The 20,632-nt window shown below is 53.9% G+C and carries 16 protein-coding genes; 5 read left to right on the top strand and 11 right to left on the bottom strand.

The features are described 5' to 3' along the window. Positions 1-136 precede the first annotated feature (136 nt). On the top strand, positions 137-1,489 hold the full coding sequence (locus BPSY_RS11600; RefSeq protein ID WP_162178435.1) for a hypothetical protein: 1,353 nt from the start codon (positions 137-139) through the stop codon (positions 1,487-1,489). On the opposite strand, the gene BPSY_RS03815 is transcribed toward BPSY_RS11600, so the two are convergent. Beyond that, the gene (locus BPSY_RS03815) at positions 1,481-2,335 is read right to left on the bottom strand and encodes a hypothetical protein (RefSeq protein ID WP_152596833.1); all 855 of its coding nucleotides are present in this window, start codon (positions 2,333-2,335) and stop codon (positions 1,481-1,483) included. The genes BPSY_RS11600 and BPSY_RS03815 overlap by 9 nt on opposite strands. Positions 2,336-2,504: 169 nt before the next feature. Between BPSY_RS03815 and BPSY_RS03810 the strand changes: the two genes are divergently transcribed. The 3 genes from BPSY_RS03810 (at position 2,505) to BPSY_RS03800 (ending at position 6,414) form a co-directional block, all read left to right on the top strand. After that, complete coding sequence (locus BPSY_RS03810) at positions 2,505-3,362, top strand: hypothetical protein (protein ID WP_033497938.1); 858 nt, start codon at positions 2,505-2,507, stop codon at positions 3,360-3,362. A 528-nt stretch (positions 3,363-3,890) separates the two neighbouring features. Further along, a complete protein-coding gene (locus BPSY_RS03805) occupies positions 3,891-5,525 on the top strand; it encodes a DUF262 domain-containing protein (protein ID WP_033497940.1) in 1,635 nt (544 codons plus the stop codon). Between the two features lies 1 nt (position 5,526). Beyond that, positions 5,527-6,414: a PIN-like domain-containing protein gene (locus BPSY_RS03800; protein ID WP_033497942.1), complete on the top strand. Its 888-nt coding sequence runs from the start codon at positions 5,527-5,529 to the stop codon at positions 6,412-6,414. 399 nt (positions 6,415-6,813) lie between these two features. On the opposite strand, the gene BPSY_RS11735 is transcribed toward BPSY_RS03800, so the two are convergent. The 3 genes from BPSY_RS11735 to BPSY_RS03785 form a co-directional block, all read right to left on the bottom strand. After that, positions 6,814-9,207 (bottom strand): hypothetical protein, encoded by a 2,394-nt coding sequence (locus tag BPSY_RS11735; RefSeq protein ID WP_193346422.1) that lies wholly within the window; start codon positions 9,205-9,207, stop codon positions 6,814-6,816. 578 nt (positions 9,208-9,785) lie between these two features. Beyond that, complete coding sequence (locus BPSY_RS03790) at positions 9,786-10,610, bottom strand: ornithine carbamoyltransferase (protein ID WP_033497946.1); 825 nt, start codon at positions 10,608-10,610, stop codon at positions 9,786-9,788. A 579-nt stretch (positions 10,611-11,189) separates the two neighbouring features. Next, on the bottom strand, positions 11,190-11,687 hold the full coding sequence (locus BPSY_RS03785) for a hypothetical protein (RefSeq protein ID WP_152596834.1): 498 nt from the start codon (positions 11,685-11,687) through the stop codon (positions 11,190-11,192). A 118-nt stretch (positions 11,688-11,805) separates the two neighbouring features. Between BPSY_RS03785 and BPSY_RS03780 the strand changes: the two genes are divergently transcribed. After that, on the top strand, positions 11,806-12,330 hold the full coding sequence (locus BPSY_RS03780) for a ClbS/DfsB family four-helix bundle protein (protein ID WP_033497948.1): 525 nt from the start codon (positions 11,806-11,808) through the stop codon (positions 12,328-12,330). A 43-nt stretch (positions 12,331-12,373) separates the two neighbouring features. On the opposite strand, the gene BPSY_RS03775 is transcribed toward BPSY_RS03780, so the two are convergent. The 7 genes from BPSY_RS03775 to BPSY_RS03745 form a co-directional block, all read right to left on the bottom strand. Then, a complete protein-coding gene (locus BPSY_RS03775; protein ID WP_033497950.1) occupies positions 12,374-13,240 on the bottom strand; it encodes a DsbA family protein in 867 nt (288 codons plus the stop codon). A 285-nt stretch (positions 13,241-13,525) separates the two neighbouring features. Beyond that, complete coding sequence (locus tag BPSY_RS03770; RefSeq protein ID WP_033497951.1) at positions 13,526-14,176, bottom strand: DUF1345 domain-containing protein; 651 nt, start codon at positions 14,174-14,176, stop codon at positions 13,526-13,528. A gap of 145 nt (positions 14,177-14,321) precedes the next feature. Further along, positions 14,322-15,539, bottom strand: a complete 1,218-nt coding sequence (locus BPSY_RS03765) for a DUF5067 domain-containing protein (protein WP_033497952.1) — start codon at positions 15,537-15,539, stop codon at positions 14,322-14,324. A gap of 288 nt (positions 15,540-15,827) precedes the next feature. Beyond that, complete coding sequence (locus BPSY_RS03760; RefSeq protein ID WP_033497953.1) at positions 15,828-16,520, bottom strand: L-ribulose-5-phosphate 4-epimerase; 693 nt, start codon at positions 16,518-16,520, stop codon at positions 15,828-15,830. Between the two features lie 213 nt (positions 16,521-16,733). Further along, positions 16,734-17,612, bottom strand: coding sequence for an L-ribulose-5-phosphate 3-epimerase (locus BPSY_RS03755; RefSeq protein WP_033497954.1), 879 nt, complete (start codon positions 17,610-17,612; stop codon positions 16,734-16,736). Positions 17,613-17,614: 2 nt separating this feature from the next. After that, entirely contained in the window at positions 17,615-19,138 is a 1,524-nt protein-coding gene (locus BPSY_RS03750; RefSeq protein ID WP_033497955.1) for an FGGY-family carbohydrate kinase, read from the bottom strand. 29 nt (positions 19,139-19,167) lie between these two features. Further along, entirely contained in the window at positions 19,168-20,430 is a 1,263-nt protein-coding gene (locus BPSY_RS03745; RefSeq protein ID WP_033497956.1) for a PTS galactitol transporter subunit IIC, read from the bottom strand. Between the last annotated feature and the right edge of the window lie 202 nt (positions 20,431-20,632).

Here is a 20,632-nt window from a genome sequence, read left to right as displayed (position 1 = left end):
GAGCTCTGAACATGAGGATGGGTAGGATTCCATCCTTCCTAGGCAGAAGGGGCATAAAACAGATTTAGTTCGCATAACTGTTTGTGTTAGCAATAGCGTGAATGCGAACAATGGTTCTATCCGATTGGAGATCTTTGTGTCCGAACAAAACCTGCTGAATGAGAAGCAGCTGGCTGTTTTGCGGTGGGTCGGTGAAGGGCGACCGAAAGGCGTGTATGAGCATGGGTTCGATCATCGGGTGACTGCGCGCGCATTGGATCGACGTGGGTTGCTATCCGTACAGGGGCATGGTAGATCCTGGCGTGCGAGCCTTACCGATGAAGGACGTTACTACTTGGAGCATGGCGCATATCCGTCATCCGAAGACCCTGATGATACCGAAGCGAAACTCGCTACATCCCTCCCTACCTACGAGCCACCATACAAGCCTGTTGATGATCTTCTTGATCTTCTTGAGTCTGCGGGCGGCGTGCTTCGTTTCGACGAACCAAGTGATGCGGAGCGAATCGGTTATGTTCATGCCGTCAGACAGCTGCGTTTTTCAGGAGGTTTGGGTCCTCAACGCCGATTGAAAGTGACCGGGACTAAGCGGGGACCGTTGACCATTGAACTCATACGATCTTCAACGCAGGCAGAGATGCCGCCCCAGATTCCCGTGCCGGCTGAAGCTGATCGCAATCGACCCGAGATACAAGCGCTCACGGAGCACGCTTCGCATCTCATGGTTAATGAGACAACCCGTCCGCGAGCATGGGCACTCGTGCAAGGCATTAGTGAAGAATGCGTTCGGCGTGGATGGACGCTGAGTGTGGACAAGGACCCGAGCTTCCTCATCACGGTCGGCGAGGATAGCTATCGGTGTGTGCTCAGCGAAGAGCGGGTGAAACGCGACGTCTACACGGACAAGGATCTGGCCGAACGCAAGTACGAGTGGCAGCGCGTCAGTCCGACGCGCATGGAGGTGTGGTCTGGTCGCCTTAAATTGGAACTCGATCCTGGCTATAACTCGCCCTGGTGGGCGGATCGCCAGCGATGGACTCTCATCTCGAAGCTGCCGGAATTCTTCGACATTATCGAAGAATGGAGCCACGCCGCACAAGATAGACGAGAGAAACTTGAAGCATATCATGCCAAGCAGGTGAAGGAATGGGAGGAAGCCATCCCTAAGGCACGCGAGGCCTATTTACTCAAGCTCAATGCTGATCGTGCGGGGCAACAAGCTGAGCAATGGGAGAACGCGACACGGCTGCGCTCTTATAGTCAAGCAATCCGGCATCAGGCTGAGGAATTCGATGAGCAGGCTCAAAGACAGGTGCTGGAGTGGGCGACGTGGATCAATGAGCATGCAGATCGTATCGATCCGCTCAACGACAAATCCCAACTGACCATGACCGAATCCGGCACGTTAGGAGCCAAAGAACTGGATCCGTACATGCCTCATGGGTGGAGTGTCGAAAACCCTCCCGAAACACGCACCTGGCTACCGTGATGTACGAGCTTGCATGATTGGAACGCCGAACCGACGTTGAATATCATCAGCCTGTGTTGTGAGTTTCGCGGTACGCAGGACACGGATCGCATGGGTCACTAACTCATCCAGCCGCACTACCTCTTGCCGTAACGCTTTGAGTTCGTCCCGACGCACGACAGCCTCGGCGCCACACCATTGGCGCAACAAGTCACGGCACTGTTTACCATAAGGCTCTTCGAAGTCGCCGGACGCGACTTCTTCTGGTGTAACGAAAATATCTTCGTCTTTGTGAAAGTAACTCTTATACCATCGCCCATGTGTTGATTCCAGTTGGACTTCTGATTCCTGCTTTTCGACCTCGTGCAGCATCTTGTCAGAGTAGTGAGTGCAGGCAGTTCTGACTATCAACTCAGTGGTCGCCCATGGCACAATCCACCCATCTTCGTCATCAAACGATTCGGGAGTATCTCTCAGCAAGGACTCATCAATTTGCAGATATCCAGCGAGACCAGCAACATCCTTTATAGCAGTCACTCCGGTATAGCGATACGCGGGACTAGCCAACTCATCGTCAATTAGCGTTCTGAAGACTTCGTCGATCGCAAACTCTACTGGCCCGCCTTCCAAACCGGGATGAGTATCGACTCTATCCCAGCGAGCCTCTCGCGCCTCGAATTCCACAGCATCTTTCCAGATCACCTTCAAACGAGTAGGTGGAATCCACTCCTGTCTACCCTCAAATCGTTCATCAACAAACCGGACAAGCGTCCGTGGTGGTTTCTGCGTCCCGATCTTGAGAACTTCGACCTCAACCAACGAGTCAACGCTATGCGCCCGATAACCCCAACGCTCACCAATCTCCATACACAGCATTGTCCCAGACCAGAGCGACCTGCATACCATCTTCCATTTTTATACAGCACGTTGATCGCAGCATCACCCTCACTCAGCATAGCGGTCAAATTCAGTCCGAAACAGCAGAAGTCTGCTAACGGTTCCGCGGATGTGGGTATGTGTTCGTACGCTTAGGCATATGAGTATTACCGCTTCCGTCCTTCGCGTAGTCATCGCTTCTCCTTCAGATATCCCCGAAGCCCGCGATGCTGTTGAGAAAGCACTCCACAACTGGAATGATGCCAACTCTATCTCGAAACATATTGTTCTTCTCCCTTGGCGTTGGGAGACAGCGTCCGTGCCACTTCTCGGAGGACACCCCCAGGCGCAAATCAACGAACAAGGCGTTGATAGCGCCGACATTGTCATCGCTCTGTTCGGTAGCCGTCTCGGCTCACCCACACCAGGCGCGGTTTCTGGAACGATCGCAGAGATCGAACGCTCCGTCGCCACAGGAAAACCCGTTCACCTGTACTTCTCGACCGCGCCGCTGCCCCGCGATATCGACACGACACAGCTCAATGGCCTCAGGGAGTTCCGCCAGCAGATCAGTCAGCGCGGCCTTCTGGGAGAGTTCGCCACCGTGGAACAGCTGGAACATGAAGTATGGAAGGCGATCGAATACGACATCGACAAACTTGACCTCAACGTTTCCACCCTCCCAGCAGTCTCGCACGGAGTGAAGTTCTTTGCCCAGCCACATGAAGAACGTGAGCTCAAGGAATATGACAAGAGAGGCAAGGCGAGATACACGACCCGACATTGGATCGAGATCACGAACTCCGGCGATGAGGATGCCACGGACGTCACATTCGAAGTAGTCGGTGAGCATTCGAGCATGATGCTTACCGGTGAAGATGAGCCGACCATAATCCACACAGGGCAAACCCGACGGCTCAGCGTGATTCACTATCTTCAAGGTAGCGACCCGGACGTTATCCGCATCCACTGGGCTGAGAACGGGGAAAAGAAGCACAAAGACTTCCATGTCGGATGACCGAGGTTATCATCTGATATCTTGCTGAGAAGGGATAGTGAAGGCTAATTCTCATTGGAAGATGTGGTGCCGCGTTGCCCGCGAAGCACGGGCATTCGCTTGTTCGACGACAACGATTGTTCGTTTAACTATTCACGTATTACTATTCAACGTCATGTGCAGCAGCAAAGATATATGCGGTTTTTTCTTTTTGGGATCTAGCAGGCAGCCTATCGGAACGCTGAATCATTGTGACCGCATATTACCCCCGACAAACAATGCAATGGATTTGGTTGGCTCTTATCAAGCTTTGAACGCTCGTTGATGTCCCTTACGAACATACGTGCAGACCTCCATTTACAGTAGAAAAAATCTAGACAGAGGGTCGTAGAACTTCTCGTGCGTCGAGGAGCAGCTCTTGCTTGATTCCACGAACACACTTGTCATTAAACCCATCGCAGGAAAGGCACCGCCTCAACACAAACGAATCATTTCGGTCTTGGAAACCAGGCACATTGAAGTAGGAGTCATAAGACATACAATGTTCGTATGGAAAAACCACTAACAGCCTCTTCCAATACTTTGAGCTCATTGATAAGTGGAAATCGTTTCACCATTCCGATATATCAAAGAAACTACAGCTGGGGCGATGATGAGATAGGCGATTTTTTTTCAGATCTCTCCGATTCAGTTGATCAGGATTACTACTTTCTGGGCCTTTTTATTTTGACAGGAGAAAATCAGCCCAAAGAAGTTGTAGATGGCCAACAGCGATTACTAACAGTAACGTTACTTGCCGCTGCTCTCTATCATGATGCGGTGAAGTTTGGTAGAGATGCGCTGGCGGAACGTGTCAAATCGACGTTCTTAACAGGTATTAACTACGATACTGATGAAGAAAGTGCAAGGATCTCTCTCTCTGACAGCGCTGATGACAGAACTCTACAAGAAATTCTGAGAAAATCAGCAAAAGACATTATGCTTCCTGTAGAGAACGAGGACGGAGAAGATTCTATATCGAGAAATCTCGTAAAAGCTTATAAGAAATTAAGCTCGTTGTTGGATGAGAACCTGAAGGATGATCCTTTTAAAAGACTTGGCATCTGGGCGAATTTTCTTACTGATCACCTCTACATTGCGCAATTCACACATCCAGATAGTGCATCGGCATTTCGTGTTTTCGAAATTGTCAACAACAGAGGTAAAGACTTAACAACGGCCGATCTGTTGAAGAGTTATGTGCTGAGTCAATCCAGTCCGAGTGAGATGCACAAAAGATATGAGCAATGGCAAAAAATTGCGAAATCTTTCAGGGATCCTTCGACTTTCGTTCAATTTATAAGACATGTGGTTACAGCTCGTAGAGGTTATGTGTTACCACGAGACCTTTTTGACGCGTTGACAGGTCATCTTAAGAAGTTTGAATCCATAACTCCTGCGCAGCTGATGACGATCATGAGTCATGATTTACCGTATTATTTACAGATGGAAGATCCTTCAACAGCTGGACCCGCAAATGATTACCAAGCATCAATATATACAGTTCTGAACAAACTGAACGTCATCTCGATACGGCCGATACTGCTCGCGCTTACAAATACGGAAAATCCCGATGAAGGAGCATCGACTTTATTGCGGCTCGTTGTAAGAAGAATCAGTGTCGGCAGTTTAGGAACAGGTAATGTGGAACGGCGTTTCAGCGAAGCTGCAAAGAGAATTTATTCAGAACGCACTTGGGAAGCCGCCTTTGCAGATCTGAGCGATCTTGTGCCTTCAAGAGAGCAGTTCAGTGAACAAGTACTCTCACGTGCCCTTGGGAAAAACACTCTGCATGTTCTTCAAGCTTCTGCTATGCAGAAAAAGATCAACCCAGATCTTACTGACAATTTTATCCAGTATGTGATTACAAAAGACGGCAACTGGGGAACAACTACTCCGAGTGAGGTCAATTATTGGAGCGCCACAATTGGGAATGCAGTTTTATCAACAATCCTACGAAGACCGGGTAACAGTGACAGTTGGACCGGATTTCAACGAGAAATACTGGAAACTGTCATCAGCAAAGAAGACCAGACGTACTTTGCGGATTTAGATAACTGGAACATTGAAAAACTTGAGACACGAGGACGAGCACTTACAAGGACGATAGCTTCTGTTTGGTATAGTCAAGAAACTGGCGAGTGAGATGTCAGAAGATAGAATAAATGCTGAAGCGGGTCTTCCGCAGTCATCTGCTAACAACGGCTCATTTGATCAGATTAGTAGAGTTTTTGAAGTGCTCGATCGAAAAGTAAAACTCAATCCCTTAGTGAAAATTAAGGAAGCACTAGTCTCTCTTAAGGATGAGAGTGGGAGTGAAATAAATGTTCGAAACGAATCAACAGTTTTCGGTTTCGACACCAATGCCCTAGTAAATATTGGTAATCAAGCTAAAAGTGACGATATTATTGACTTCTTGAAGAGACAAAAAAATGTTGTAATTCCAGGGCAGGTTATTCAAGAAACATGGAATGTCATAAATAAACGTACGCAAAATCAAAATCTAAATAATATTAAGAAAATGCAGAAGGAGGATGTAGAAAGCATCAGAAATCTGCTAGGTGATGATAAGAGCAGACATGCTTCTGAGTTACTACAAGAATTGCGGAATCTATATGAAGAATATCAACCTCAAACCGATACAAAATATTTAAATTCTTTAATATCAACTATTTCCAGTCTTGAAGCTACAGCAATTTGTCCGTTTGTACCCAGAGATTCTTTTTTGCAATTGGCGGAGGCTAGAAATAAAACAAATACCCCTCCGGGATTTCGCGACACTGACAAGAATCATGGCGACTATTTTGTTTGGGCCGATTTTTTATTAGGAGTCTATATTTTAGATAATCCGAGTATCGAGAACATAGTTTTAGTCACCAACGATACAAAAAACGATTGGAGCACGAAAGGTGTCACACATCCCATATTAGGTGCAGAAGTTGAGGCTTTATGCAAAAAAAGATTCCAACTGTGGGATTTAAAACATTTTTCAGACTATGTAAAATTAAATATTGATAGCAACCATCTTCAGTGAAAAATTGTCAGACTACCGAAAGGTCATCGTGTCGATCCTTTTCTTTTGCTCTTTACATTGCTGCTATCGTTGAGACTGTGGCCTCCCGATGTGCGAAACGCCAAGCCACACGGTAGCCAACGATTTCCTATCCACGCTCCGCGTAGCTAATTCCAAAGCGCAATCCGCTTGGTTACTGTCCAACTAGCGGTCACCATGGTCACAGCATGCGTTTGGAGTTCAGACTTCCGTCCGTTCCCATCTACAGCTTCTTGCCCGTTAGGTCGTGTGAACAAGCTGATTGTCAAATTGGAACACTGCAGAGCTCTGTGTTCGCTTGCGGAAATAATCCTTGATACAGAGGCAACTTATGGCATCACGAGGCCAAGACCTCACACCCCTCTTGAACCGAGTTAGCTATTACGCGCCGGAACTATTCTGACTATTGGATTGTGATCTTGGATGGCGGTGCAACATTAAGTACGCTTGCCAACCCGCGTCTGGTTCTTCCGCCCGTCTTTTGAGAGATGTTACGAATTCTTTTTCTCGTTCAGTGATCTCTTCCTCTGTCAGTTTCCTTATGGCAAATGGATCGCTTCCCAACGCCCATATTGGATGAGGATCTAGCAGCTGGTCATAAGTCAGAGCCATCCGCCGGTAGGTTCCGTCACTGTTCCTAGTGACCAATGAGGTGGATAGTGTTTCATCGACATTGCGGGCATACTGACAGACGACGACCCCGCTCCATGACGATTTCAAAGCCCCACTAAGAATATCCAGTTTCTGAATTTCACTTTCATTTAAACCTTTAGCCGTTCGTTTCACCTCTATTGGGACGAACTCACCCATCCTAGTCAGCATCAGTAGGTCAGCTTCGCCGATTTCGTTGCCACCGTCTGATCGGAAAATGCTCATTCCCGGATGCATTCCTATGAGCCGACCTTTCGACCCAACTTCAAATATCCAATGAAAGAACCGAGCAGCAAGGAGGTGCCCTATAGCGTCGACCTCGTAGACGCGTCTGGTTTGTTCGCTAAGTCTGTACTGGAACTTGGCTATGGGCTCATCTCCGAACGGGAAGTCAATAGTTTTGGAGCAGCCACGGCAAATAATCGGCGGGGTGAAACTTTTAATTGGAAGCCACTGTTTTGCACCGCACTCAGGACATTGGATCCGGAATCCCTTCAGGATGACACTTGCCTTTTCCGCCCAAGCCAACCAATATCTTGTAGCCTTGTCGCTGTTACCGAGCACATTTTTAAAGTCTTGGAACGTCTTCTCTGTTAGTTCATCTATTGAACTGCCAACCGATTCAACGGGATCGACCTCGTGCCCTTCTCGCCGTGCGCGTTCCTTATACCAGTTGAAACCCTGCCGTGCAGCCATTGATTCCAATAGTCGAAGCAATGGAGCGTGGCATAGCATACCTAAATCATTGAGATCTCCTATCATTTCGGCCAAAATCCTTGCAGCTATTCCCGGAGCTGATTCACGAAACCTAAGTCCCCGTATTGATGCAAGACTCTTAGCTATAAGGCCGCGGGATGGCCATTGAACAGAACGGATCCTTTCACCATCGCGCAGCGAAGACCACGAGTTATAGGAGCCATTATAGAAGATTCCGTTTGGCGATTTCACTCGATAATCAGCACTTGCAGGGAGCGGCGAATCCTCGACAGCGACATCGAACCGCATAATCAGCAGGCGGTTAAGGTTTCTCTGGAACAGGGTTTCCCTATGCGGAGCAGGATCAAGTGGCTTGAAGGATGCACATCCGTCCTTCCATACGAGCACGTCTTCCCTGCTCCATCCTAGAACAGTCCCAAAAGAAAGCAGTTCGTCAGGAGAACATACGAATACTCCAGACATACCTCCAAGGTGCTCAGAAATGTCGTGAGTTGAAACACTACAACTCGTGATATAAAGACTGTTTGGCGATATCCCATTGCGAGCAAGCCCAGGATCAGAAATTACCTTACTCACCGCTTCCGCTGAAAACTCCGCATAAGGAATACCTATTGGAACAGCATAAAAATCACCATGAGCCGAACGCAAATTCCACAGCAAAGTGACATCGTCCAATGAACCTGGAGAACAAACTACTAGAATGTTTGGGCCTGCATCGTACCGCGCATACCACCGTTCCGGGAGTACGGGGCGACCTGACCTGATGGCAGTACTTGCGGTAGCGGCATATGAAAGCTGCACCATAGAGAGTTGCCTTGGGGTAATAGTGTGTTTGGCAGGATTCATCCGAGAAAGCAAATCATCGAGAGATCCAGTCAGGGTCATGTTCTGAATTTCCACAAAATCAGAAAAACTAATATCCCGCTGCCAGCTTCCTGCCCTGATAATGTCAGAATTTATCCCCTCTGGCAACTTTCCAAGACAAGCAAGATAAATGCCATACCATGGATCATTCTTCGGCAAATTGACCACTTCTACGAGCGGTTGCTTCTCCGTTGGCTTGTATGGCAGCAAGCCAACCGCTAATTGATCCCGGTCAGCTTCTCTAGGGTAATTCGGATCGACCACATCAGACAACGACATTTCAAGGTCGTGCCCAATACCTTTCACATCATCGATTTGTGATCCGGGGAGAATCGCTTTATACATTTCTGGAATCGATCCGTCCTCCGCGACAGGAAGGATACCATTTGCTGCTCCACCCCAGATTTGACATTCCATCTGGATGATATCCTCAAAACTCCTCGGGCCATCCGCACTGACCGGAAGAGCAACGCGCTGCGGCCTAGCACTGAGTCGAGCTACATGCGGACCATTGAGACGTTCATCGTCGAGGAATACCGTCATACACAGATAATCCCACACCACTGCGATAACAGAGTTATTCGTCTCCCTAGCACATCATTTTTGTTAGGACACGAGGGAACAGGCATGCACACCGCCTGCGTGACACGTTTCCTACTGACTCCCAATCACCCTTGCAATGACACGCAGCAGCAACCCCCGCTCGTGGAGCCGAACCGCCTCAGCCGTCTCAGCGAGATGGGCGACGCCAGTTCCACTCTGTTAGTCCGCGACCAGCCTTGTCACCTCCGAGGGAGTGAGGAAGGTTTGAGGAGTGTCAACTTGGCGAACCACCTGGCCCGATCGTCCCGAACTCGGGGCACATATCGGCACTCTACGAGGTGCCGTACACACCGCGTTTGCGCCGTGTGACGAGGGATTTCAAGCGTGGGGCGAGGTTCAAGAATAGAGCGAGACAGGACTCCGCTTGGTTCAAGTGCAGACCTTCGGTCAAAGGGGCCGCGCTTGGTTCGATTTAAGCCTTGTCTTTCTGCTTCGTTTGGCAGCCCGGTTCATGGTATTGCCCTGCCATCTCCTGGTCACACTGTCAGTGATGGTGGAATCACATGAGAGGATCAGCCCTACGTGAGATTCATGCAGGTGGCCATGATGGCCTGCTGGACCGGCAGTAGGGCCTTCTTGAACTCATGGCCAACGAATGCGGGGCCTGCTATGGCATCGGCGGAGACTTCTCGTCCACGGATGAACGGCGGGCATGGATTCAGCAACACATCGTTCGCAGCGGCCTGTAGAACCTCCGGCGTGATCTGAAACGGCCGCAGCTCCTGTGCAAACGGTCCCGGTCCATCGGTGATGATGACATCCACACCACTGGACGCTTCGAGCAGGTCGCCTTTCCACGCCGTGCCCGGCATCGCCAGATCGTGGGGCGAACACTGCGTCAGATCAAGTCCAAATGCGACGGCCGCCTCCTGCCAGGCCCTCCCGATATTCCCGTCGGCGCCGACGAACAGGTAGCGAAGATCGTAAATGTTCCTGATTTTCGAGAGCGAGTAGAGGTCAGAGAGCACCTCGCATGGATGATTGGCATCGGTCATCGCGTTGACTACAGGCATCGCATCGCACGATGCGAGCTTTTCCAGCACGGTGATATCCGGGTGACGAACCACCAGAATATCGGCCCATTGCGCGAGATAGGAAGCCACGTCACCCGACGCTTCGGGCTTGTCCAACGTCCCGGGAGGCAACGTGACCGGCGTAAGACCCATACGTCTGACACCCAGCTCGAAGGTTACACGCGTGCGCACACTGGAATCCGGGAAGAACAGAACGGCACAACCCTCGCGTATGGGCCCACGGCCATGCTCATACGCATCAGCCAGCCTGAACAGACCGTCGAGCCTAGACCTGTCCCACGAATCCGTGAGCCGAAGCAGATGTTCCATCCACTGATCGTAACCCGCACCCAAAACCTGTCGCTGCCCACAGCCACCGCCACACCCGCGAACCCAAGAAAGCTTCCGGAGACAACAGACTTGTCACAAAATGGATTTTGATGTGGCTTTCTCCTTCACATCGGGCCGTTCGCGGCAAACCCTCCCGGCCACTCTCCAACGCAGCACCGCAATGAATACCCGTGCGTAAAGAGAGGAAGACTCCCATGATCCGCCTGCTACTTACCGCCAGCATCGCCTTCCACAACCTCGCACGCACCCGCAAAGGCCTCAAATGAGAGTGTGCCCGCCATGCTGCTGGCCATCCCGTACTTCGGCCGCCGTCTACTTGCCGGCCACCCTGCTCGCCCATGGTGCCCCCGGCTGACTGAACCTGCTGGTACTGCTGAAAGTGTGGTTGGGCTTCAAGATGCTGTGGTTCGTTCCCACCTGCATCATCCTGCTCCTGCGCATCCGTGCCCGGGAGTTCGCACGCCACCGCCAGATGAAAACCATACAGACCCAACGAGCTGGTTAGACGTGGAAACATGTCAACGAGAGCACTCTGCTCTACACCTGCAATCTCGCACGCTACGCGCCAGCGGGTCGCTGGCGTCTACGCCCCTGCGGTCTCATGGCACCTCCTGCACTGATGATGGCAGCGCGCGCATTCACCCGACCCATGCCAAGTCGCTCGGTGACTTCAGCGAGAGTCAGACCGCCCGCGTAGAGCCGTCGAATCTCTTCCCGCACAGCAGGAGAAAGATCATGGTTTCGCGTTGGCTGCCCGGCACTGGTGACGATCTTCCAAATGGTGCTGCGGCAGATGCCGAACCTGCTCACAATCTCCTTGACCGGAGTCCCAACCGCATACGCCTCAAGGACTTTCTGACGAGACGGGTAGCTCAAACGAGTTTGAGTCTTGAGCGCCCTGTCCACGACGCGCCCGCGAACATCACTCTGCACAGCCTTCGAAGGACGTGACAGGAAAGCCCGTTTCCTGCGCAACGCCCGGGAAATCAGCGACTTGAGTGCCACCGACTGGTTTGAAAGACTCCTATGCAGGCGCACTTTCCTTGCTTCTGACATCCGACACAACCGAAGCGTCGTATAGCAATCGGGGTTCCGCAATCGAGGGTTTCGGATAGCCTCATGTCATCCGCATCGCCCGGACCGCGCATCGACCTACCCGGAGGAGATACCGTCAATGCGAACATATGAGAGCAAGCAGGAACTCATCGATGAGATCCGCAAACGCGCCGATCTCTTCATCAATGAATTCTCAGAGATTGCCGATGGCAAGAAGGACCGGCTTCACGACGGCGTGGATCGCACTCCCGCGCAGATGATCGCCTATCAACTCGGATGGATGAACCTGCTGCTCGCCTGGGAGCGCGATGAAAACGACGGCCACGCCGTGGTGACACCCCACCCCGAATACCGGTGGAATGCACTCGGCGGTCTGTACCAGCATTTCTATGACGAGTATGCGGATTGCAGTCTTGAAGAACTCATATCCGGCTTCCACGAGCATGTTGATGCGATGATAGCGATGACCGCATCCTATGGCGATGATGAACTGTTCGCAGCCGGAGGCAGGGCGTGGGCGGCATCCACGCCGGCAAACTGGCCTGTGTACAAATGGATCCACATCAACACCGTCGCCCCGTTCACATCCTTCCGCGGCAAAATCCGAAAATGGAAGAGATCGAACGCGGCTGACAGGCCGTAAACCACCATAAGGCCGTATGACGGCCAATCATGTCCACAGGATTCTATGCAATCGCGCCATGGGCACCGATGCTCGGCAGCACCTTGGGATTGCCTACATCCGACCATGCAAGCCCCAGGCTTGCGGCAAAGGCCTCGGGAAGGTCGGCGTTCTCAATCTGCTGCCTCTCCCAGATATGACCGTTGATCCGGAACAGAGGGGTGGTGAAGCCGTCACTTCCCTGCTGGACGAGCTCTTTGCGGGCTATCGTGTATGTGGTCGCCCTGTCGACCCAACTCCCATAGTCACTCGTCACCGCGGCCTGGGCAACCGTATCGCTCACACCTGCTTTCACCGCCTGTTCGGCGATCTGCGCATCGCTGGTGGGAGTGTAGTTGCTTTCCGACGGCAGATAGTCCTCGGCATAGAGTTCACCGATGAAATCAATCGCATGCCTGGAATCATGTTCGGCGACATAGGCAAGCGCCGCGGCTGCTCGGGTCGAGTATTTATCGCTGGATACCCGATTAAGGAAGGTCACGGCGTGAATATCCACGTTTATCTGACCTGCGTCGAAGAGCTTCTGCAGGGTCGTGTTGAGCGCACGATCCACTTGCGCGCATGCCGGGCACATCGGATCGAGATACATCTCGATCGTGGGCACGCGCTTCTTTGCCGCGCCATCCACGGAAATCAGAACGCCGCCCTGCTTCGTGGCGTCACCGGGTTTGGCTTTGACCTGCTGCAGACTGGCATAGGACTTATCAAGGGCTGAGGTCGTCGGCTTGCTGGAGTTATGGATCAACAACGCCACCACCATAATCAGCAGCATGACGACGACGAAGGCGACCACCCCTAAAAGGGTCTGCTGTTTCCTTTCAACATCCTTCGCCTCCACTTTCACATCCTTGCCTGACACAGGTCTCGTCACAGCTGCGCTTCCCTTCCCACTTCAAGAAATCATCGGTCTGAGCCACATCAACGGTACCCCGAGTACACGGCGAGAACACATTCGCTCGGGACTTGTTGTACCGGAGCGGCAATTACCCGGTCCGGAAATTTACACTTTCACCGTGTCGAGATTCGGCAGAGAGCTTACATACGCCGCCGATGCCGGGTTCTGCGGGCACCACCCCCGAAGCGCCATCATTCGGCGCGGGTTCTGCATGCCGCGCGACACGGAGCCCTTCCTCATTGCCGACCATCGCTGAGGCGGTCAGGCAGCGGCCAGACCCGCGAGAAGATTCACCGTGGCCCCTATGACCAGGGTGTTGAAGAGGTAGGCGAGCAGGGTGTGCGCGAGTGCGGTTCTGCGCAGCAGCCCGGTGTTCAATGCGGTATCGGAGATCTGGAAGGTCATGCCCATCGTGAATGACATATAGGCGAAGTCCATGTAATCAGGGGTCTGCGTCCCGCCGAACTCTATGCCGCCGACGGTTTCAGCATAGTAGATGCCCGCGTACCGCAGCATATACAGGGTATGGATCATCGACCAGGTCAGGAGCAGGCTGCACAGCGTGAGCACGGCCGCGAGCAGGACGGCCCGCCCATGCCCGTGCGCCTTAAGGATCATCAGCAGAACCGCCGCCAAGGAAGAGAAGCTGGACAGGATCAGCAGCACGTCGGCCGTCGTCCGGGTCGGTTCTTCACCTGCAGCGTGAATCCGGGTCTGCCGGGCATCCAGACCTGCGATCCTGCCCCAAACCCAACACAGATAGAAGGCGCAGGCCCCCGCCCATCCGATGACGGTCGCTGCAGGCAGCCCGACACCACAAGCGAAGGCTATGGCACTTACAAGCAGACCGAACACCAACATGTATATGGTTCGACGCGTCGAACGCCGCCCCTTGGTCAACAAGCCCGTCATACCGGCGATGCTAGCACGCCCGGGTTCTTACTGAGCCGCTGCACCGCACCGCAAGGACCCGGCTTAGCGTTCCGGCCGTCCGCCGGCCACACAACACAGCGGCGGCAAACGGCCGGATATGAATGCATTCGCTACGGCGGAAGACTCAGTTCAGCTGGAAATCATTCGAAACGGTTTCGGAACCGGCCGACTTCCATCCGCTTGCGGAAATGGTCACGGCCTTCTGACTGTCATCCAGCACGTAGCCACGGATGACGCTCACTTCCTGCCCCGGCTTGATGACATCGGTATCATCGACGAACTTAGAGGTGTCACCGCTCACGATATTCTGCAGGCCGGAGTCATAGCTGATGTCAAGCTCGTCACCATCCTGCTCGGCGGTATCCATCACCATATCGGAGAAGGTGATGGTGGAATCACCGGTGTTCTTCAGCTTGTAGACCACCACAAGCACCTTGTCGCCGCTTTCGGTCGTGCCCACATAGCCGTCGCCGATATTCACCACGGCATGCTGCCCGGATTCGAAGCCGTTGATTTTGGCATCACTGCTCACGGATTTTCCCGCAGAACCCCTATCCGCGCTGGAGGAACTCGAATACGAATCCAGGGATCGCTCCACACTGTCGCCGATGGCTCCCACGTAGAAGGATCCGATCAACACACTGGCGACCAATGCCACGCCGGCAATCACGGTTCCCGCTATGGCCAGGCCACGTCCACGTCGCCCTTTGCCTGCCCCCGTCGCCACTATTCCCGCGATCGACAGCCCCAGACCGATGAGCACCAGCACATTGACGAAGGTAAGCAGCCAGCAGAGAAGCAAAGCCGCCACGGACACCGCGAAACCTGAGATCGCGAGCGCACTCATCGACCCATGCGCATTGCCGCCAGGCATCGGGTACGCCCCTGGCACCTGCGGATTGCCGCCCTGCTGGTAGCCGTTCGGCTGCTGATAGGCACCGCCCTGCTGGTACGCACCGCCCTGCTGGTACGCACCGGGTTGCTGGTAGGTATTCGGCTGCTGATAGCTGTTCGCTTGCTGGTAGTTGCCCGAGGAAGGCCCCTGCTCCAGAGGCGTCTGCCAAGGCTGCTGATCCATCCCCGACTGGGGGGCCGGCTGCCCATCCGATTGGTAATCGAACTGTCCATCGTTTCGGGCGAATTGCCCATGCTGATCGTTCAGGCCCTGGTTATCGGCGCCGTGATTCTCAGATGTCTGCCGGTATGAGTCCGGGTCATTCGTCCCCTCAGGCTGAAGCGGGTAGGACCCACCTGCAGCGGATTGATCCGACCCGTCCTCCCCATTACGATCGTTCGGCTCTTCCGACGGCACAGATCCCTGCGGGCGGTACATGTCTTCCATAGGACGTCTCTCTCTTCTCGCGGCCGACGACAAACTGATGATGGTCGAACCATATCGGAATACGCACCGTCCCCTTCGATGAAGGCCCTAAGCCCCGCACCCGTGGTGAATATCCCTGCTTCCTTCTCGTGATACATCCTAGCAAGACACGCTTTTGGAAAGGCCATGCCGTTCCCCGGGCCGGGCCACGCACCCACAGGCAGCGCACCTGAAGGCAATGCATCTCAAGGCAAATCTCTCTCGGGAAGCGGGTCGCCCGTTTTCACGCCCGCAGTGCTGGCGCGGGCTTTAATGCTGTCCGTACACGTTCTGGTAGCGATCATTCAGACTATCGATATCCTTCTGAGCGATCTCGACGGCACCGCCCAACTGCTCGGCAGCCCACACCGTACGGGCCACCTCCTCCGTCATCGCCGCGGCCTTCACCGCCGACTCCGCATCACCACCCACCGTGAACGGCCCATGATTGCGCATCAACACCGCCGGCGACTTCGGGTAGCGGGCCAAAGTCTCCACCACGCCACGACCTATCGCCTCAGAACCGATCAATCTGAAGGGGCCAACCGGCACCGGGCCACCGAACTCATCACCCATCATCGTCAATGCACACGGAATCTGCCTGCCCGCAGCCGCCCAAGCCGTCGCATAGGTCGAATGCGTATGCACCACACCGAACACATCGGGCATATGCCGATAGATATACGCATGCGATGCGGTATCCGACGACGGCTCCTGCTCACCATCCACCACATGACCCTGCAGATCCGTCACCACCATCGACTGCGGCGTCAAAAACTCATAGCGCACCCCCGACGGCTTGATCACCATCAAATCCGCCGAGCGCAGACGCTGCGACACATTGCCAGCCGTCCACACCACCAAACCCCACTGCAGCAACTGCTCATGCAAGCCGGCAACCACCTCGCGCACCTGCTTCACCTCAGCGCGCACCACATCAGAATAATCAGCCAACGACACCATCACACACACCCTTTCACTCAAGCAAACAAAACGAATAAGCAACATGACCAGCAGCCAATATGGGCCAACAAGCGGGAACCGGCACCCGGGCACCGGAACCCGACCAGGATGCCGGAGGCCCACCGCGTCCACACTCCCCCCAATGGGCAGGATCCGTATGCACAGGAACCATCGCCGGGAAGCCGTGTCCAAGACGACCGGAGACACCCTGCACTACGCGGGAATCGGCTCCTGCTCGATGCCGACCTTCTCGAATATCGCATCGAAGAAGGCCTTGGCGGCACGCACCTGGGCGATCGGATCACCGGATGGCATCTTCCACATCTCAACGGTGAAGGAGCCTGAGTATTCAAGACGTTTGAACATCCGCAACGCGGCCTCGAAATCCACGCTTCCCTCCCCGAAGGGCACATCCCGGAACGCCCCCGGCGACACGGCGGTGACCGGCTTGGTCTCCTTGAGATGCACGGCGACGATGTTGTCAATATAGCTTTCGATCTCCCTGCCCATATCGGCGTTCTCCCATGCACTCAGATTGCCGATGTCGGGGTATGCCTGCAGCCAGGGGCTTCTTATCTGCGACTTGAAATAGACCGCTTTATCCATCGAATTGATGAAGGGATCATCCATCGTCTCAATGGAGAGCATGACCATCTTCTTGGCGGCCATCTGCACGCATTTCTTGAGGTTCTCCACGAAATACTCACGGGAGCTCAGGCTCTTATGCTCGTAATAGACGTCGTATCCGGCCAACTGGATGTTGCGGATACCCAGATCGCTGGCCAGATCTATGGCTTTGCGCATCATATCGAGAGAGATCTCACGCGTCCGCGCATCAGCCGACCCGAGCGGAAAACGCCTGTGGCCGGAAAGCATCAAGGTGTTGATCCTGCTGTTGGTCTTCCACAGCGCCGTTCTGAACTCTTCTCGTTGATGCTTGTCCCAATCGAGACGGAGTAAACGCTCATCACTCTCATCGACCGAGAATTCAAGGAAATTGAATCCCAATTCGTGCACCAGATCGAAGCGTTCCTCCCAGCTGAGATCACCTGGCAGCGCCTTCTCGTAGATACCAACAGCATTCACAACCATCGTCAGACCTCCAGCTCCTTTTGCATATCGCGAAGTATGTTCCAACCCGAATCGAGCACACCCAGCAGATCTTCATAGGCGGTGTATTTCCTGCCGTATATGGCCGTCTGTTCAAGATCGGGTTCGAAGCGTCTCTCCACAACGGTCATATGCTCGACGGCTTCATCGAAATCGTCATAGACACCCGAACCGACGGCGGCGCAGATGGCGCCTCCGAGCCCTCCGAGTTCGGTGACCGCCACCGTCTCGACCGGTATGCCGAGCACATCGGAGAACATCTGCACCCATCCTGGCGAATTGCAGGCCCCACCCGATATGCGAATCACCTTCGGCTTGTGACCCAGCACATCGAGCAGCTGATCCACATGCTGCTTATGCGCGAAAACCACGCCTTCATATACCGAGCGGAGCAGCTGTTCCAGGGAATCGGAGCCCCGCAGCCCTATCAGGGTGCCCTCCGCTCCCAGATTGACGTTGCTGCCGTACAGGAAGGGATAGAAGATGCTGCGAGCGAAGCGGGCGTCGGTCGAAGACAGCATGGATTCCAATGCGCTGTAGTCGATTGTCTGCTTCCTGTCCTTCGAGAGCATGCGCAGCATATTGTCGAGATTCCCGGCAGAGGTGGGGCTGGATGCCTCGACGAGCACGTCTCCTGTCGGGAAGAGAGAATTCATGCATCCACTCTTCTCCGGAGCCTTGGTCTTGCTGGGGAACACGTTGATATTCCACGTGCCCGCGGTGATGCTGAACACATCGTCCGAGAGCACACCTGTGGCGATCGAGCATGCGTCTATGTCGAACATGCCCGCGTACACCGGCGTGCCTTCGGCGATTCCTGTGTTCTCGGAGGCTTCATGGGTAATCGAACCGCATTGATCGGTGGCGTTCACCAGATCAGGCATCTTGTCGAACATCTCCGGGATCCCGAAGAAATCGAAAAGCCTACGATCGTATTCCCCGCTTTCGAGATTCACCAGGTTGTTGCCCGAGGCGTCGCCGCGTTCCTCATGGACTTCACCGGTCAGGAAATAACGGATGAAATCCTTGTTCGAAAGCACATAGCCGATGGAACGATACTTCTCCGGCTCGTGCTCCTTGATCCACCGGAGGAGAACCGGGAACTGCATCACCATCACATGCTGGTGGCTGATCGGATAGATCTTGGAGACATGATTCTCGAATTCAGTGGCAAGATCCGCGGCACGACTGTCCGAGGACAGGATGCAATCCATGAATGGCCGGGCATCCGCGTCAAGCGCATACAGACCTTTGCCATGTCCCACCGGCACCACCGCATCGATCTCATCGCCGCGCAGACCCGCCGAGGCAAGGGAGGCTTTCGTCGCTTTGCCGATATCCCTCCACATCTGCGCCGGATTGACCTCGCGGAAACCCGGACGACGCTCCACGCCATCGGTCGGGAAGGAGACCACGGCGAGCTGCCGTCCGCTCTCATCAAGGATGACGACCTTGGTATTGGTGCCCCCGTTGTCGATCACGAGGAAATGCTTATGCTGCACTGACATACCGATTCCTTTCACTCAGATTCCCTGACTCAGAACACCATGTTGAACAACTCGCCGGCCTTCACGCCAAGCCAGCCGACCCAGCCGCTGACGGCTCCGGTCATATTCGAGATACCTGTGAAGTCCGAAGGGAGCTTGATGTTGCTGGCGACCGCGGATTGCGTCACGAATGGCGCGATTGCCGAACCGACATAAAGGATCACGATGATGCTCAGTGTGCCGGTGATCAGCATCTTGAACATGTTTCTGCGGACGAATGGGGTGACCAAAGCGAGAAGGAAGGTCAGTGATGCCAGATCCGCGAAGGGCAGCATCTTGTTGCCCGGCAGAATCAATGCGAGCACGATGGCGATCGGGATGAGCAGCAGACCCGAGGCAAGCACGGAGGGCTCGCCGATCAACAGCGCGGTATCCATGCCGATGAAGAACTCGCGCTTCGGGAACCACTTCTTGAGCTGGATCTCGGCCGCGTCACGAACCGTGATGAGGCCCTCCAAGAGGACATCGATCATCTTGGGCAGCAGCACCATCGCGGCAGCCACATTGATGGCCAACGTGATGGCCTTGTCCGGGGAATACCCTGCCAGCACGCCGATGATCAGACCAAGGATGAAGCCGAGGACCACGGGCTCGCCGAAAGCACCGAAACGCTTCTGTATCTTCTCGGCATTGAAGTCGACCTTCTTCAACCCTGGAATCCTGTCGACGACCCAGTTCACGCCGATGGCCACCGGGGACCACATCAGACCTGCGAGATGCGGGAATGAGATGCCCTTGATGTTGTATTCCTTCTGGATGTACGGAGCCGCGAGATCGGCGACTTTCAGCACGATGGCGAACACGACCCAGACGAATACCGTGGAGAACCAGAAATTATTGGTGACGGCGTAAACCGTCGCCCCGACCTGCAGGAAAATCCAATAGTTGAAGATATCCACATCAACGGTTTTGGTGAGTTTCAACACAACCATAACCGCGTTGATGATCAGGAATCCGACGACTGCGGCGACCATGATCGGCGTTCCCCAACCAATCGTCGATGCTGTGGGCCAACCGACATCGACCACCGTCAGATGCATGCCCAGTCGCTCGACCATGGCTTTCGACGCCGGCCCCAGATTGTCGAGCAGCAGGTTGATGACCATGTTGACCCCGACGAAGCCGACACCAACCGTCATTCCAGCTTTGAACGACTTGCCGATCCCAAGTCGGAACACCAGACCTACGACGAAGAAGATGATAGGCATCATCACAGCGGCACCCAGACCTACTATCGTATTGATGATATCCATGTTGTTCCTTTCAACTGTTCAGAACTTCCTCTTTGAGTTCTGAATGCTGGTCAAACGCCATGCGGCATCAGACACCGCATTGGGCTGATGCCGATTGACCCATCCGCCCGATTGCAGTGAGACCCGATTCCATACAGCCTCTCCCAAACCCTGTCATTCGCGGCGGAATCCTCAACCACCACGAAGCTACGATTACGAAGGT

This window comes from Bifidobacterium psychraerophilum (genome assembly GCF_000741705.1).
Taxonomy (GTDB): Bacteria; Actinomycetota; Actinomycetes; order Actinomycetales; family Bifidobacteriaceae; genus Bombiscardovia; species Bombiscardovia psychraerophila.
Note: the sequence above shows the minus strand (reverse complement) of the source record. Positions and strands in the feature narration are given on the sequence as shown.